We start from the raw sequence: 14,109 nt of genomic DNA, 5'->3' as shown, positions 1-14,109 counted from the left end.
GGAGCGAAGCGTAGGGGCCGGATGAATGGAGCGAGGATTTTTTGGTGACTTTTTGATCCTTCAAAAAGTTACCCGCCGTAAGGGCGGAAAGGTGAATAAGCGTCGACATCACAAATGAATGCGCATACAACTCTCAACACCCACTAAAACAACCAAACAACCAAACAACACTAACCAACGAGACTCAAAGCCGCTGAAGAATCAACTCCCCCGAGCCCCCAGCCAACCCAGGCTGCCCGGCCTGCCCAGGCCGCCCATTTCCCCCAGCATCAGTCCGATAAACCAGACACCCCTTACTGGCCCCACCCAAACCAGCCTTCCCTGCAGCCCCCGCCTTGCCCGGAGCACCACCATCAAGCCGCACCACAATCCGCTCCTGCGCAAACCCTTCAGGCACCGCCAGACGAACCCGCCCGCCGGAAGCCCCATCATGCCCGTTACCACCATCATCACCATTGGCCCCACGGCTGGCTTGCCCCCAGGTACACCCCCCGGGCTTGCCATTGGCCCCATCGAGCCCGACATACCCCGGCGCCCCCGCCCCGCCCCGGGCATCGATCGACAGCCGATCCGCCTCCAGCGCCTGCAACCGCAGATCCAGGTTACGCCCCGGCCGCGCCGCACGTTCATAGGTCCCGGGCGCCCCAGGCGCGCTGAACTCGCTGCCCTCGCCCAGGTAGGCACTCAAAGCCACGATGCTCAGGTCCCGCTCGGCCGGCGCAATGGCGATACGCGCATCACGCCCCAGCTCTAGCCGGTCGATCTTCAGCTCGGTAAGCGTGGCCGGCAGCAACAGTGTTGCCGAGTCGGCCACCCGCAACTGCTCCAGGTGCACGCTGGCCGCCTTGTTGGGCAGACGCAGCATCGAATGGGCGGCGACCTCCAGGCTTTCGGCCTGGACCAGGGGGCTGGCCAGTGCGGCCAGCAACATCAGTTTACGCATGGCTCGACGCCTCCTGCGGACGGGGGATGGACATGACGTGGAAGATACCGGTCAGCAGGATCTGCAGGCGATCGAACCAACGGTGGCTGCGCCCGCGCAGGCTGCCATTGAAGAACAATACCTCCAGCGCATGCAGCGACAGCAGGACGATACCCGCGGCATTGATCAGCAGATTGAGCGGCAACGGCTGCGGCATGAACAGGTTGAACAGCACCACGCCCCAGAACGCCACCGTCAGAGCCTTGCCCAGGCCCAGGATGAACTTCATGTCCGGCCCCCATGGATTGTTGTTATGTCGGCGCGGCCCGTTCGAGCGGGCCGCGCCGGCAACAGTAACCCTACTGCCAGGGCATGCGCCAGAGGGGTTCAGTTCAGGTGCAGCTCCACCCGTCGGTTGCGCGAGCGACCCTCATCGGTGTCGTTGTCAGCCACCGGCTCACTCTCGCCACGGCCCTGGCTGGTCACCTTGTTCGGCGCCAGCCCCTGGCTGATCAAGTACTCGGCAACACCACTGGCGCGACGCTCGGACAAGCGCTGGTTATAGCTGTCCGAGCCCACGCTGTCGGTGAAACCGATGACCTTGACACTGGTCACACTGGGGTCGTTGAGCTTGGGCAGCAAACCTTGCAGGCGCTGCTGGGCGCCCTGGGTCAGCTCGGCGGAGTCGAAGGCGAACAGCACCTGGCCCTGGTCATCGAGCGTGATCACCTCTGGGGTTGCGGTGGGTTCCGGTTGGGGTGCCGACGCCGGATACTGCGGCAGCGGGCAGCCCATGTGATTGACCTGGGTGCCTGCCGGTGTGTCCGGGCAGCGGTCGCGGCGGTCGAATACGCCATCGCCATCCTCGTCGCCATCCTGGGCATAGCAGATCAGGCCACCGGCAATCGCACCGGCAACGCCGGCACCGGCCGCCCAGCTGGAACTTTCGATGGCGCCAAGGCCGCCGCCGACCAGTCCGCCCAGCAGGCTGCAGATGGGCCAGGTCCTTTGATTGAGGGGAGCGCTGCCATCGCTGTGGGTGGCGCAGCCTGTAATCAGGCTCGTCGCCACCACCAACGGCAGCGCCGCTTTCGACAAAACACGCATGGTGATTGCTCCTGTGTCACCGGCCGCTACCGGTCACACAGGAGTAAAGACGCGCCCGCGTCACTTCTCAAGGCGCGGGCATACGGCACTCAACGCTGGATCTTGATCTCGGTGCGGCGGTTCATCGCCCGGCCATCGGCCGTGGCATTGTCAGCGACCGGCTGGGTCTCACCCGCGCCCCCCACCGAAATGAAGCTGGACCGCGGCACGCCGCTTTCGACCAAGTAGTTGGTCACCGACTGGGCACGACGCTCGGAAAGCTTCTGGTTATAACTATCGGAGCCGACGCTGTCGGTGTGACCTGTCACGCTCAGACGAGCGCTCGGCGCTTCCTGCTTCAGGCGACTGGCTACTTTATCCAGGCGTTCTTTGTCTTTGAGAGTCAAGCTTGCCGAGTTGAACTCGAAGTGAACGTCACGAATGACGATGACCTCTTCCTTCTGCACCACCACTTCCTCGACCACCGGCGCCGGCTCAGGCGGGCAACCGTTGGCATCGACCTGCACGCCACGCGGAGTGCCAGGGCACTTGTCGCGGCTGTCCGGCACACCATCGCCGTCTTCGTCGCCATCGCCGTGGGCCCAGCAATAGCCGGCCGCCAGGCCACCACCGAGCAATGCGCCCCAGCCAGCCCAGCTGGAGCTCTCGATCGCGCCCAGGGCCGCGCCGCCCACGCCCCCGACGGCAGCGCACTTCGGCCAGTCGGTTTTCTGCAAACCTGCACAACCAGTCAACACACTGGTGAGCAGAACCAGGGGTATCGCTGTGCGTACTATGCTCATCTTGTTGCTTCTCCTAGGGGGAATCGGTGCATTACCGATGCCCTGGGAGTAAAGACCGACGATTACCGCTCTGCCAGCAATAAGCCCCGACGTGGCGACGCGCCTCTTTGCCCGATCGCCCAGGACCGCTAGTCTTGAGCGACCTGAACGAGGAATGGCAATGACCGAGGTTTTCTCACAACGCACGCCGCAGCAGGCCTTGGCCGCCCTGCTCGATCGCTTCACCCCGCGCCAGCTGCTGCTGGTGGGCAGTCGCTTCCCGGCTCTGGAAGCCTTCGCTGCCGCACATCCCGAGACCCGGATCGAGGTCGCCGCACCCGGTCCGCTCCCCGCCGAACAGGCAGCCCGACGCTTCGACCTGGCGGTACTGGTCGACTGCCTGGAGCACCTGCCCAAGCGCACCGGCCTGGAGCTGCTGGGCGGCATCCGCAACCTCAACGCCAACCGCGTAGCGGTGCTGGCGGACCTGAACGCCTGCGGCTGGCAGGACACCGACTTCTATTCGCTGGCACTCTCGGCCAGCGAGAAATTCCAGCGCGACGAACAGGTGCTGAGCCTGTTCACCTATGATCTGCATGACTACAAGCAGGTCCCGGACTGGCTCAATGCAAAGTTCTGGGCCAACCCTGAAAACTTCGGCAAGTACTGGTGGTGACTGGATGAGTGTCTCGATCTGCCCCTGCGGCAGCGGCAATTTGCTCGACGCCTGCTGCGGGCATTATCACAGTGGCACCCCGGCGCCGGACGCCCAGTCCCTGATGCGTTCGCGCTACAGCGCCTACGTGCTGGGCCTGGTGGACTACCTGGTGAACACCACGCTGCCGGCCCAGCAGGCCGAGCTGGATCGCACCGCCATGGCGGCCTGGAGCGCGCAGAGCACGTGGCTGGGGCTGGAGGTGGAAAGCGCCGAGGTACTGGGCGGGCAACCCGAACACGCCTTCGTCACCTTCACCGCGCGCTGGCACGACCTGGAAGGCGACCACCAGCACCGCGAGCGCTCGGCATTCGTCCAGCATGCAGGACGCTGGTACTTCATCGACCCGACCGTGGCGCTCAAGGCCGGTCGCAACGATCCCTGCCCCTGCGCCAGCGGGCAGAAATTCAAGAAATGCTGCGCCAGTTACCTCGGTAGTTGAACATGCGCCCCCTGGCCCGCCTGCTCACACTCGGCCTGCTGCTGGGCTGGCTGGCTGGCTGCGCCGGCTGGGGCGGCGACACCTGGCATGAGCCACAGCTGCACCTGCTCGAGGTGGAGCCGGTGAAGATGCGTCTGCACCAGCAGGAGTTCGTCCTGCACCTGCGGGTCGACAACCCCAACGACAGCCGCCTGTTCATCCGCCACCTGTCCTATTCGGTGCGCCTGGGCGACCTGCTCCTGGCCGAGGACGAGGCCAGCCTGTGGCGCAGCGTCGGCGGCCAGGCCCGGCGCACCTTCAAGATCAACGTGCGCACCAACCTCTGGCAGCACCTCAAGCCCCTGGCGAAGCTGCTCAAGAGTGGGCAACCCCTGCAATACCAACTGCGCGGCGAGCTGGCCACCGGGCTGATCCTCCATCGGGACCTGCACTTGTCGCAAAGGGGTGAGATAATCCCCGGCGATCTACAACCGGAGTAACCCCGCAATGACCCAGCAACCCCATGTCCATGGCCCCGACTGCAACCACGGTCACGACCATCACCACGACCACGACCACGACCATGGCCATGTACACGGCCCGCACTGCAACCACGGCCACCAGGAGCCGGTGCGCAACGCCCTGAAGGACGTCGGTCGCAACGACCCTTGCCCGTGCGGCAGCGAGAAAAAATTCAAGAAGTGCCACGGCGCCTGATCGACGTCAAATCAGGCCATCGCCGGTCAAGCCCGCTCCCCGGCAAATCGTCGTGGGAGCGGGCTTGGCCCGCGATCCGCACATACCAGCACGACCACTGGTAAATAAAGCTCCCCGGCACCTTGCACGGCGACTGCGCGCTCACTACCTTAGCGCCTTTCAGAACCCCGCCACGCCCTGCAGGAGCCTAGTCATGGCCGCCCCCGTCCTTCCGCCCTTCCCTCTCCGCCTCGGCAGTGCTGCCGCGTTGCTAGGCCTGCTCGCGCTCGGCGGCTGCCAGATGGGTGGTCACCAGGACAGTGTGCTGCCGACGACGGGGGTCCAACCGCTCAAGGGCCTGGCGCAGAACGTCTCGGTTCGGCGCAACGCGATGGGCGCGCCGCTGATCGAAAGCAGCAGCTTCCATGACGCGCTGTTCAGCCTGGGCTACCTGCACGCCGGGGACCGCATCGAGCAGATGGTCGCCATGCGCCTGCTGGCCCAGGGGCGCCTGGCCGAGCTGGCCGGGGCCGATGCCCTGGGGATGGACCGCCTGATGCGCGCAGCCAACCTCAAGCAGAGCGCCGGCCAGCTCTACGCCGATGCCTCGCCGCGCCTGAAGCGCTTCTTCGAGGTGTACGCCCGCGGGGTCAACGCCTACCTGTTCCGATACCGCGACAAGCTGCCGGGCGAGCTCGCCCGCAGCGGCTATCGCCCGGAATACTGGAAGCCCGAGGACTCGGCGCTGATCTTCAGTCTCTACGCCTTCAGCCAGTCGGTGAACCTGCAGGAGGAACTGTCGGCCCTGACCCTGGCGCAGAAGGTCGGTGCCGACAAACTCGCCTGGCTGCTGCCCGGCGCTCCCGACGAGCCACTGGCCGAAGGGGAGGTCGACAAACTCAAGGGCGTGAACCTGACCAGCCAACTGCCAGGGCTCGGCGCACTCACCGCCGCCGGCCAGCAACTGGCCGACCTCGGCCTGCTGGGCGCCCCCGGTTCAGCCAATTTGGCCCTGACGCCCCAGCGCAGCCGCAGCGGCAATAGCCTGCTGGCCAGCGACAGCCGCGCCACCTGGGCACTGAGCCCGGTGCAGATCCACACCACCAAGTACCGGGTCGCCGGCCTGTCGCTACCAGGCCTGCCGATCGTGCTGGCCGGCTACAACGGCAAGCTGGCCTGGAGCAGCAGCGCGGTGATGGCCGACAACCAGGACCTGTTCCTCGAGCAGGTACGCCGCCAGGGCAGCCAGCTGAGCTACCTCGCCGACGGCAAGTGGCAGCCGGCCCGCGCACGCAATGAAACCTTCTTCGTCCGCGGCCAGCGCCCGCAGCGCGAGGTCATGTACGACACCCGCCACGGCACCCTGCTGCCGGGCCATGGCAGCCTGGCCCTGGCCCTGCAACTGCCGCAGCTCAAGGAAGATCGCAGCCTCGACGCGCTGTTCGACCTGACCCGCGCGCAGAACATCGAGCGCGCCTTCGACAGCACCCGCGAGGTCGCTGCGGCGGCGTTGAACTTCGTGTTCGCCGAGCCCCAGCACATCGGCTGGCAGGTCAGTGGCCGCTACCCCAACCGCCGCGAAGGCCAGGGCCTGCTGCCCTCGCCGGGCTGGGACGGGCGCTATGATTGGGACGGCTACGCCGACGCGATGCTGCACCCCTACGACCAGGATCCGCCCGCCGGCTTCATCGGCCACGCCAACCAGCGCAGCCTGCCCAAGGGCTATGGCATACAGCTGTCGAGCAGTTGGTACTACCCCGAGCGTGCCGAGCGCATGGCCCAGCTGGCCGGCAACGGTCGTCACGACAGCCGCAGCCTGATGGCCCTGCAGAACGACCAGGTGACGCTGCTGGCCGACAAGCTCAAGCAGATGTTCGACGCGCCCGGCATGGCCCAGCCGCTCAAGCAGGCCATCGATGCCCTGCCCGCCGGGCAGCGCGACAAGGCCCGCGATGCCCTGGCACGGCTCAAGGCCTTCGATGGCCGGCTGAGCCCGGTGTCGGCCGATGCCGCACTGTATGAACTGTTCCTGCAGACGGTCACCCGGCAGACCTTCCTCGACGAACTGGGCCCGGAATCCAGCCCGGCCTGGCAGGCCTTCGTCGGCAATGCCCAGCTCTCCTACTCCGCCCAGGTCGATCACCTGCTGGGGCGCGAGGACAGCCCGTTCTGGGATGATCGCGGCACGCCGCAGAAGGAAGACAAGCCGGCCATCCTCGCCCGCAGCCTGGCCGCCGCGGTGGATGCCGGCACCGCCCAGCTCGGCGCCGATCGCCGCGCCTGGCAATGGGGCAAGCTGCACCAGTACCGTTGGCCGGCACCGGCCTATCACGGCCTGGGCGACAAGCTCGACCGCGCGCCCCTGGCGGCGGGAGGCGACTTCAGCACCCTGGCCCTGACGCCTTATGCCTTGGGGAGCGGCTTCGACACTCAGTTGCCGGCCTCGGCGCGCATGATCGTCGACTTCGGCCAGGCCGAACCGCTGCAGGTACTGACCAGCAACGGCCAGTCCGGCAACCCGGCCAGCCGCCACTACAGCGACGGGCTCGATGCCTGGTTCAAAGGCCGTTTCAGCAGCCTGCCGCTGCAACCACAGAACTTTGCCCGGGCCTATGGCAGCCAGCGGTTGACCCTGGTGCCTGGCAAGTAGCTCATTTGGCAGTCCGAGATCAAGCGTCGCGCTGGCGGCGCTCGATCTCATGGCCGATACCGAGTCATCGCCTGGCTCCCTTGCGCCCCGCGATCCGAATAGTGCGCCACTCCCGAAGTTATGCTTCTATCCTTGATCCCAGCCTTCGCCCTAAAACGCTGATATCAGGACCACCATGCACCACTCGACCCACGACCTGCTCTCCCCTGTCCCGGGTATCGCCCGCCAGTTGCACAGCTTCCACTTCGGCCCGCGTGGCGCCGGCAAGGTGTACATCCAGGCCTCGCTGCACGCCGACGAGCTGCCGGGCATGCTGGTGGCCTGGCACCTGAAGCAGCGACTCGGGGAAATGGAACAGCAGGGCCGCTTGCGCAAGGAGATCATCCTCGTACCGGTGGCCAACCCGGTGGGCCTGGAACAGGTGCTGCTGGACGCGCCGCTGGGCCGTTTCGAACTGCAGAGCGGGGAAAACTTCAACCGCAAGTTCGTCGACTTGTCCGACAGCATCGGTGACCAGATCGAAGGCCATCTCACCCAGGATCCGGCGCACAACCTGGCACTGATTCGCGAATACCTGCGCCGGGGCCTGGATGCCCACCCCGCGCACACGCCGCTGCAGTCGCAACGCCTGACCCTGCAACGCCTGGCCTGCGACGCCGACATGGTGCTCGACCTGCACTGCGACTTCGAGGCGGTCGAGCATCTGTACACCACGCCGGAAGCCTGGCCCCAGGTCGAGCCGCTGGCCCGCTACCTGGGCGTGCAGGCCAGCCTGCTGGCCACCGACTCGGGTGGACAGTCGTTCGATGAGTGTTTCAGCCTCGTGTGGTGGCAGCTGCAGCAGCGCTTCGCCAAACGCTTCCCGATCCCCCAGGGCAGTTTCTCGGTGACCATCGAGCTGCGCGGCCAGGCCGATGTCAGCCACCCCCTGGCGACCCGGGACTGCCAGGCGATCCTCGACTTCCTTACCCATGCCGGGATCATCGAGGGCCAGCCGGCCCCGCTGCCCGCATTGGTTCACCCGGCGACGCCGCTGGCGGCCGTGGAGCCGGTCATGACACCGCTTGGTGGGCTGCTGGTGTTCCACGCCGCGCCCGGCCAGTACCTGCAAGCCGGAGAGCTGATAGCCGAGGTCATCGACCCGCTCAGCGACCGGGTCACCCCTCTGCGCAATACCCAGGCCGGCCTGCTCTACGCGCGCAGCATCAGGCGCATGGCCACGGCGGGCATGGTGGTTGCCCATGTGGCCGGCGCACAGGTTTGCCGCAGCGGCTATCTGCTGGGCAACTGAGATAAATCAGGCCACAGGGGCGGGAGGCGGCTCATCGGGCAGGGTCGGCTCGCCCGGCTCCATCGGTGGGTGCTCGCCAGGTTCCGGCGGCTGCGGTGTGTCGGGATCGGGCTGGTGCGGCACGCCACCGGCCTGCATCGGCAGTGGTGTGTGGATCGGCGGGTGGGCCATCAGCGACCAGGCCAGCAATCCGATCTGGTTCGGCTGCAGGACGGCCAGCTTGGCACTGATTGCGGGGTCGATTTTCATAGGCGGCTCCTGACGAGGCCCGGCGCACGGCATGCGCGCCAGGACTTCTCGTTGGAGTGCCGGGCGCGGAAACAATTCCCGCGCTTTGTCGGCTCAGGTGCGTGGCAGGGTGACGCCGCGCTGGCCCTGGTACTTGCCACCACGGTCCTTGTACGACACTTCACATTCCTCGTCGGACTGCAGGAACAGCATCTGCGCCACGCCTTCGTTGGCGTAGATCTTCGCCGGCAGCGTGGTGGTGTTGGAGAACTCCAGGGTCACATGGCCTTCCCACTCGGGCTCGAGCGGCGTGACGTTGACGATGATGCCGCAACGGGCGTATGTGCTTTTGCCCAGGCAGATGGTCAGCACGTCGCGCGGAATGCGGAAATACTCGACGGTGCGGGCCAGGGCGAAGGAGTTCGGCGGAATGATGCACACGTCACTCTTGATGTCGACGAAACTGCCGGCATCGAAGTTCTTCGGATCGACGGTGGCCGAGTTGATGTTGGTGAAGACTTTGAATTCGTCGGCGCAGCGTACGTCGTAGCCATAGCTGGAGACACCGAAGGAAATGACCCGGCTGTCCTGCTCGCCGCGCACCTGGCGCTCGACGAACGGTTCGATCATGCCGTGTTCCTGCGCCATGCGGCGAATCCACTTGTCCGATTTGATGCTCATGGCGGGGTGTCCTGAAGAGTGCGGGGTAAAAAACGAGAGGTGCATCTTACCGGTCCCGACGCCCAGGTTAAAGTTTCCTCGCCCTATCCCGCGCCGGATGGGGCCTGTACAGGCCGCCGATCCGAATTTCACCAAAGCGCTTCTTGGCCATTGGCAGGTTGTGGAAAGTGGGTTAAGGTGGCGCCACTGTGCTGCACGTGACACCGAGAATCTCTAGTTTGATGCACGATCCTGATCGGCCCATCGCTGAATTTTCTGCTCTCTTTGCGCTCAGTCCCGGTCAGGGTGTTTCCTGACCGTTATCAACTTTGTCCAAGGAGACAGAAAAATGTCCAACCGTCAATCCGGTGTTGTCAAGTGGTTCAACGATGAGAAGGGCTACGGCTTCATCACCCCTCAGTCGGGCGACGACCTGTTCGTGCACTTCAAAGCCATCCAAGCTGACGGCTTCAAAACCCTGAAAGAAGGCCAGGCTGTTACTTTCGTCGCTACCCGCGGCCAGAAAGGCATGCAGGCTGAAGAAGTTCAGATCGCCTAAGTCGATCTCGCTTCCTCGCTTTCAAAAAAAACCCGCCATTGGCGGGTTTTTTTGTGCCTGTTCAAAAGCTATCCGCCGGCCCTTGTAGGAGCGGCCTTGTGTCGCGAAAGGGCCGCTCCTACAGGTGACGCGTCAGTCTTCGCTGATGGTAATGCTCGGCATCGCCGGCGCCGCCGCTTCCTGCAGCACGATCCGCGCCCCCACCTGCCGCGCCAGCTCCTGGTAGACCATGGCGATCTGGCTTTCCGGCTCGGCGATGGCGGTCGGCTTGCCGCTGTCGGCCTGTTCGCGGATCAGCATCGACAGCGGCAGCGAAGCCAGCAGGTCGACGCCGTACTGCACGGCCAGCTTCTCGCCACCACCTTCACCGAACAGGTGCTCGGCATGGCCGCAGTTGGAGCAGATATGCACGGCCATGTTCTCGACCACGCCCAACACCGGGATGTTGACCTTGCGGAACATCTCCACGCCTTTCTTCGCATCCAGCAACGCCAGGTCCTGGGGCGTGGTGACGATCACCGAGCCTGCCACCGGCACCTTCTGCGCCAGGGTCAGCTGGATGTCGCCGGTGCCCGGCGGCATGTCGATCACCAAGTAGTCGAGATCGTCCCAGGCGGTCTGGGTCACCAGTTGCAGCAATGCCCCCGAGACCATCGGGCCACGCCAGACCATCGGCGTGTTGTCGTCGGTGAGAAACGCCATGGACATGACCTCCACGCCATGGGCCTTGATCGGCACGAACCATTTCTGATCGCGCACCTGCGGGCGGGTGCCCTCGGCGATGCCGAACATCACCCCCTGGCTCGGGCCATAGATGTCGGCATCGAGAATACCCACTCGGGCGCCCTCGCGGGCCAGGGCCAGGGCCAGGTTGGCGGCGGTGGTCGACTTGCCGACCCCGCCCTTGCCCGAGGCCACGGCGATGATGTTCTTCACGTTGGCCATGGCCGGCACCTGGGCCTGGGCCTTGTGGGTGGCAATCACGCAGTCGATGCTCACGCTCACCGAGGCAACACCATCGAGGTTGCCGATCGCGGTCTGCAGCACCTGCGCCCAGCCACCCTTGAACAGGCCGGCGGCATACCCCAGTTGCAACTGCACGCTGACCTGCCCGCCCTGGATGTCGATGGCGCGCACGCAACCGGCGCTGACCGGGTCCTGGTTCAGGTAGGGGTCGGTGTACTGGCGAAGCACGCCTTCAACGGCGGCACGGGTGACGGCACTCATGGAGGCTCCCATTGGCAAACTGAATTCGGAACAGGCGCCTATGCTAACCCGTCAATCGTCAGCAGATGCGTCCTTGGGGTGAAATAAATTCGCCAGCCCTTTATAGTGGCCGATCACCCTCATTTTTACCCCGTAGCCAGATAAGTAGCCGAGCCACCATGTCCGAGCCACGTCAGATTCTCGTCACCAGCGCCCTGCCCTATGCCAATGGATCGATCCACCTTGGCCATATGCTGGAGTACATCCAGACGGACATGTGGGTGCGCTTCCAGAAGCTGCGCGGCAACCAGTGCATCTATGTCTGCGCCGACGACGCGCATGGTTCGGCCATCATGCTGCGCGCGGAAAAGGAAGGCATCACCCCTGAGCAACTGATCGCCAACGTCCAGGCCGAGCACAGCGCCGACTTCGCCGACTTCCTGGTCGACTTCGACAACTACCACTCCACGCACAGCGAGGAGAACCGCGCACTGTCGAGCCTGATCTACACCCGCCTGCGCGACGCCGGGCACATCGCCACCCGTTCGGTCACCCAGTACTTCGACCCCGAGAAGGGCATGTTCCTCGCCGACCGCTTCATCAAGGGCACCTGCCCCAAGTGCGCGGCCGAGGACCAGTACGGCGACAACTGCGAGAAATGCGGCGCCACCTACGCCCCGACCGAACTGAAGAACCCCAAGTCAGCGATCTCCGGCGCCACTCCTGTGCTGCGCGACTCGCAGCACTTCTTCTTCAAGCTGCCGGACTTCCAGGCCATGCTGCAGCAGTGGACCCGCAGCGGCACCCTGCAGGACGCGGTGGCCAACAAGCTCGCAGAATGGCTGGACTCGGGCCTGCAGGAGTGGGACATCTCCCGTGACGCGCCGTACTTCGGCTTCGAGATTCCGGGCGAGCCGGGCAAGTACTTCTACGTCTGGCTGGACGCGCCGATCGGTTACATGGCCAGCTTCAAGAACCTCTGCGACCGCCGTCCGGAGCTGGACTTCGACGCGTTCTGGAACGAAGGCTCCAAGGCCGAGCTGTACCACTTCATCGGCAAGGACATCGTCAACTTCCACGCCCTGTTCTGGCCGGCCATGCTCGAAGGTGCGGGCCTGCGCAAGCCGACCGCGGTCAACGTGCACGGTTACCTGACCGTCAACGGCGCGAAGATGTCGAAATCGCGCGGCACCTTCATCAAGGCGCGCACCTACCTCGACCACCTGCAGCCGGAATACCTGCGCTACTACTACGCCGCCAAGCTGGGGCGCGGTGTCGATGACCTCGACCTGAACCTCGAGGACTTCGTGCAGAAGGTCAACTCCGACCTGGTCGGCAAGGTGGTCAACATCGCCAGCCGCTGCGCCGGCTTCATCCACAAGGGCAACGATGGTGTGATGGTTGCCGGCGATGCCGCGCCGGAACTGACCGAGGCCTTCCTCGCCGCCGCACCGTCGATCGCCGAGGCCTACGAGGCCCGCGACTTCGGCCGCGCCATGCGCGAGATCATGGCCCTGGCCGACCGCGCCAACGCCTGGATCGCCGACAAGGCGCCCTGGTCGCTGGCCAAGCAGGAGGGCAAGCAGGACGAGGTGCAGGCCATCTGCGCCCAGGGCGTCAACCTGTTCCGCCAGCTGGTGATCTTCCTCAAGCCGGTGCTGCCGCTGCTGGCAGCGGATGCCGAGGCGTTCCTCAACGTCGCTCCGCTGACCTGGGACGACCACCTGTCGCGCCTGGAGAACCATCAGCTCAACCCGTTCAAGGCCCTGATGAGCCGCATCGAGCCGGCCAAGGTCGAGGCCATGGTCGCCGCCAGCAAGGAAGACCTGCTGGCTGCCGAAGCCAAGGCCGCCCCGGCGGGCAATGGCGAGCTGGCCAAGGATCCGCTGTCGGCCGAGATCGAGTTCGACACCTTCGCCGCGGTCGACCTGCGTGTGGCGCTGATCGTCAAGGCCGAAGCGGTGCCCGGTGCCGACAAGCTGCTGCAGCTGACCCTGGACATCGGCGACGAGCGTCGCAACGTGTTCTCGGGCATCAAATCGGCCTACCCGGATCCTTCCCTGCTGGAAGGCCGCCTGACCATGATGGTGGCCAACCTCAAGCCGCGCAAAATGCGTTTCGGCGTTTCCGAGGGCATGGTCATGGCCGCCGGCCCCGGTGGTGAAGAGATCTACCTGCTCAGCCCTGACAGCGGCGCCAAGCCAGGCCAGCGCATCAAGTAAGCCCTCCTGCCCCGGCCAAATGGCCGGGGCAGTTGCATCTGCCGCCCGCTGTCCGATAATGACGGCACCCTCCCGCTTTCGGCATCGCCATGAGTGACTACGTCCTGATCCTGGTCAGCGCCGCGCTGGTCAATCACCTGGTCCTGCAGGCCGAGCCGATCGAGCGTGCGCGCCTGCATGCGTTGGGCCTGTGTTCGGCCCTGTTGATCCTCGTTGCGCTGCCTGCCGGCGCCTGGCTGCACCGGCAACTTCTCGCACCCATGGGGTTGCAGAGCCTGCAATTGTTCATCTTCCTGCCCTTGCTGGCGGCCTTGGCCTGGACACTGCCAAACCTGCTCCGACGCTTTCGGCCAAGCTGGCCCGTGCACGGCATGCAACCCTTGTTGAGCGCAAACGCCGTGGTGCTAGGCTTGCTGCTACAGCTTGCCAATGACGATGTGGACGCACGGAGAGTGCTGGTGTGGGCTGTCATCAGTGCACTGGGATTCTGGCTGGCCCTCGCGCTGTATGCCGACCTTGACACCCGCTGTCACCATGGGGAAATACCCGCAGCCCTGCGCGGCTTGCCTGTGAAGCTGATCGGCAGCGGCGTGATGGCCATGGCGTTTTCGGGATTCAACGGACTCTTCACCCAATGATTCTGACGCTACGCATCAATGTCTTGCCCCCGG

16 protein-coding genes are annotated in these 14,109 nt (G+C 65.2%); 9 read left to right on the top strand and 7 right to left on the bottom strand.

The window, feature by feature from the left end:
- Positions 1-184 precede the first annotated feature (184 nt).
- The 4 genes from ACVWZ5_RS22625 to ACVWZ5_RS22610 form a co-directional block, all read right to left on the bottom strand.
- Positions 185-943, bottom strand: coding sequence for a hypothetical protein (locus ACVWZ5_RS22625; protein ID WP_062573074.1), 759 nt, complete (start codon positions 941-943; stop codon positions 185-187).
- Positions 936-1,211 carry a DUF1145 domain-containing protein gene (locus tag ACVWZ5_RS22620; protein ID WP_050704046.1) on the bottom strand — a complete coding sequence of 92 codons (276 nt, stop codon included), beginning with the start codon at positions 1,209-1,211 and terminating at the stop codon, positions 936-938. The genes ACVWZ5_RS22625 and ACVWZ5_RS22620 overlap by 8 nt, the downstream gene beginning before the upstream one ends.
- Before the next feature lie 98 nt (positions 1,212-1,309).
- On the bottom strand, positions 1,310-2,029 hold the full coding sequence (locus ACVWZ5_RS22615) for an OmpA family protein (RefSeq protein ID WP_028690057.1): 720 nt from the start codon (positions 2,027-2,029) through the stop codon (positions 1,310-1,312).
- A gap of 89 nt (positions 2,030-2,118) precedes the next feature.
- The gene (locus ACVWZ5_RS22610; protein ID WP_062573073.1) at positions 2,119-2,811 is read right to left on the bottom strand and encodes an OmpA family protein; all 693 of its coding nucleotides are present in this window, start codon (positions 2,809-2,811) and stop codon (positions 2,119-2,121) included.
- Positions 2,812-2,971: 160 nt separating this feature from the next.
- On the opposite strand from ACVWZ5_RS22610, the gene ACVWZ5_RS22605 reads away from it, so the two are divergent.
- The 6 genes from ACVWZ5_RS22605 to ACVWZ5_RS22580 all read left to right on the top strand — a co-directional run bounded on the left by ACVWZ5_RS22605 (position 2,972) and on the right by ACVWZ5_RS22580 (position 8,563).
- A complete protein-coding gene (locus tag ACVWZ5_RS22605; RefSeq protein WP_084941855.1) occupies positions 2,972-3,466 on the top strand; it encodes a DUF6231 family protein in 495 nt (164 codons plus the stop codon).
- A gap of 4 nt (positions 3,467-3,470) precedes the next feature.
- Entirely contained in the window at positions 3,471-3,947 is a 477-nt protein-coding gene (locus tag ACVWZ5_RS22600) for a YchJ family protein (protein WP_062573071.1), read from the top strand.
- A 2-nt stretch (positions 3,948-3,949) separates the two neighbouring features.
- On the top strand, positions 3,950-4,426 hold the full coding sequence (locus tag ACVWZ5_RS22595; RefSeq protein WP_062573070.1) for an LEA type 2 family protein: 477 nt from the start codon (positions 3,950-3,952) through the stop codon (positions 4,424-4,426).
- A gap of 7 nt (positions 4,427-4,433) precedes the next feature.
- The gene (locus ACVWZ5_RS22590; RefSeq protein ID WP_198744046.1) at positions 4,434-4,643 is read left to right on the top strand and encodes an SEC-C metal-binding domain-containing protein; all 210 of its coding nucleotides are present in this window, start codon (positions 4,434-4,436) and stop codon (positions 4,641-4,643) included.
- Between the two features lie 193 nt (positions 4,644-4,836).
- Positions 4,837-7,272, top strand: a complete 2,436-nt coding sequence (locus tag ACVWZ5_RS22585) for a penicillin acylase family protein (RefSeq protein WP_457340867.1) — start codon at positions 4,837-4,839, stop codon at positions 7,270-7,272.
- A 175-nt stretch (positions 7,273-7,447) separates the two neighbouring features.
- Complete coding sequence (locus ACVWZ5_RS22580) at positions 7,448-8,563, top strand: succinylglutamate desuccinylase/aspartoacylase family protein (protein WP_062573068.1); 1,116 nt, start codon at positions 7,448-7,450, stop codon at positions 8,561-8,563.
- Positions 8,564-8,569: 6 nt separating this feature from the next.
- Here the strand turns inward: ACVWZ5_RS22580 and ACVWZ5_RS22575 are convergent, their stop codons facing one another.
- The gene (locus ACVWZ5_RS22575; RefSeq protein WP_062363571.1) at positions 8,570-8,812 is read right to left on the bottom strand and encodes a hypothetical protein; all 243 of its coding nucleotides are present in this window, start codon (positions 8,810-8,812) and stop codon (positions 8,570-8,572) included.
- A gap of 93 nt (positions 8,813-8,905) precedes the next feature.
- A complete protein-coding gene (gene dcd, locus ACVWZ5_RS22570) occupies positions 8,906-9,472 on the bottom strand; it encodes a dCTP deaminase (RefSeq protein ID WP_003258001.1) in 567 nt (188 codons plus the stop codon).
- A 328-nt stretch (positions 9,473-9,800) separates the two neighbouring features.
- Between dcd and ACVWZ5_RS22565 the strand changes: the two genes are divergently transcribed.
- On the top strand, positions 9,801-10,010 hold the full coding sequence (locus tag ACVWZ5_RS22565) for a cold-shock protein (RefSeq protein WP_003254922.1): 210 nt from the start codon (positions 9,801-9,803) through the stop codon (positions 10,008-10,010).
- 132 nt (positions 10,011-10,142) lie between these two features.
- On the opposite strand, the gene apbC is transcribed toward ACVWZ5_RS22565, so the two are convergent.
- On the bottom strand, positions 10,143-11,237 hold the full coding sequence (apbC, locus tag ACVWZ5_RS22560; protein ID WP_084941859.1) for an iron-sulfur cluster carrier protein ApbC: 1,095 nt from the start codon (positions 11,235-11,237) through the stop codon (positions 10,143-10,145).
- 158 nt (positions 11,238-11,395) lie between these two features.
- Here apbC and metG point away from each other — a divergent pair, with 158 nt between their 5' ends.
- Both metG and ACVWZ5_RS22550 read left to right on the top strand, forming a co-directional pair.
- Complete coding sequence (gene metG, locus ACVWZ5_RS22555) at positions 11,396-13,438, top strand: methionine--tRNA ligase (protein ID WP_062573066.1); 2,043 nt, start codon at positions 11,396-11,398, stop codon at positions 13,436-13,438.
- A gap of 89 nt (positions 13,439-13,527) precedes the next feature.
- Positions 13,528-14,076, top strand: coding sequence for an Rnf-Nqr domain containing protein (locus ACVWZ5_RS22550; RefSeq protein WP_062573065.1), 549 nt, complete (start codon positions 13,528-13,530; stop codon positions 14,074-14,076).
- The last annotated feature ends 33 nt before the right edge of the window (positions 14,077-14,109 follow it).

The organism is Pseudomonas sp. TE6283 (genome assembly GCF_054060555.1).
This window is presented reverse-complemented; position numbering and strand designations above follow the sequence as displayed.

What these genes read in the sequence shown, in the direction of transcription:
- apbC (WP_084941859.1), bottom strand. Translation starts at nt 11,237, where the DNA reads ATGAGTGCCGTCACCCGTGCCGCCGTTGAAGGCGTGCTTCGCCAGTAC.
- ACVWZ5_RS22610 (WP_062573073.1), bottom strand. Translation starts at nt 2,811, where the DNA reads ATGAGCATAGTACGCACAGCGATACCCCTGGTTCTGCTCACCAGTGTG.
- ACVWZ5_RS22590 (WP_198744046.1), top strand. Translation starts at nt 4,434, where the DNA reads ATGACCCAGCAACCCCATGTCCATGGCCCCGACTGCAACCACGGTCAC.
- ACVWZ5_RS22580 (WP_062573068.1), top strand. Translation starts at nt 7,448, where the DNA reads ATGCACCACTCGACCCACGACCTGCTCTCCCCTGTCCCGGGTATCGCC.
- ACVWZ5_RS22625 (WP_062573074.1), bottom strand. Translation starts at nt 943, where the DNA reads ATGCGTAAACTGATGTTGCTGGCCGCACTGGCCAGCCCCCTGGTCCAG.
- ACVWZ5_RS22550 (WP_062573065.1), top strand. Translation starts at nt 13,528, where the DNA reads ATGAGTGACTACGTCCTGATCCTGGTCAGCGCCGCGCTGGTCAATCAC.
- ACVWZ5_RS22605 (WP_084941855.1), top strand. Translation starts at nt 2,972, where the DNA reads ATGACCGAGGTTTTCTCACAACGCACGCCGCAGCAGGCCTTGGCCGCC.
- ACVWZ5_RS22620 (WP_050704046.1), bottom strand. Translation starts at nt 1,211, where the DNA reads ATGAAGTTCATCCTGGGCCTGGGCAAGGCTCTGACGGTGGCGTTCTGG.
- dcd (WP_003258001.1), bottom strand. Translation starts at nt 9,472, where the DNA reads ATGAGCATCAAATCGGACAAGTGGATTCGCCGCATGGCGCAGGAACAC.
- ACVWZ5_RS22600 (WP_062573071.1), top strand. Translation starts at nt 3,471, where the DNA reads ATGAGTGTCTCGATCTGCCCCTGCGGCAGCGGCAATTTGCTCGACGCC.
- metG (WP_062573066.1), top strand. Translation starts at nt 11,396, where the DNA reads ATGTCCGAGCCACGTCAGATTCTCGTCACCAGCGCCCTGCCCTATGCC.
- ACVWZ5_RS22615 (WP_028690057.1), bottom strand. Translation starts at nt 2,029, where the DNA reads ATGCGTGTTTTGTCGAAAGCGGCGCTGCCGTTGGTGGTGGCGACGAGC.
- ACVWZ5_RS22565 (WP_003254922.1), top strand. Translation starts at nt 9,801, where the DNA reads ATGTCCAACCGTCAATCCGGTGTTGTCAAGTGGTTCAACGATGAGAAG.
- ACVWZ5_RS22575 (WP_062363571.1), bottom strand. Translation starts at nt 8,812, where the DNA reads ATGAAAATCGACCCCGCAATCAGTGCCAAGCTGGCCGTCCTGCAGCCG.
- ACVWZ5_RS22585 (WP_457340867.1), top strand. Translation starts at nt 4,837, where the DNA reads ATGGCCGCCCCCGTCCTTCCGCCCTTCCCTCTCCGCCTCGGCAGTGCT.
- ACVWZ5_RS22595 (WP_062573070.1), top strand. Translation starts at nt 3,950, where the DNA reads ATGCGCCCCCTGGCCCGCCTGCTCACACTCGGCCTGCTGCTGGGCTGG.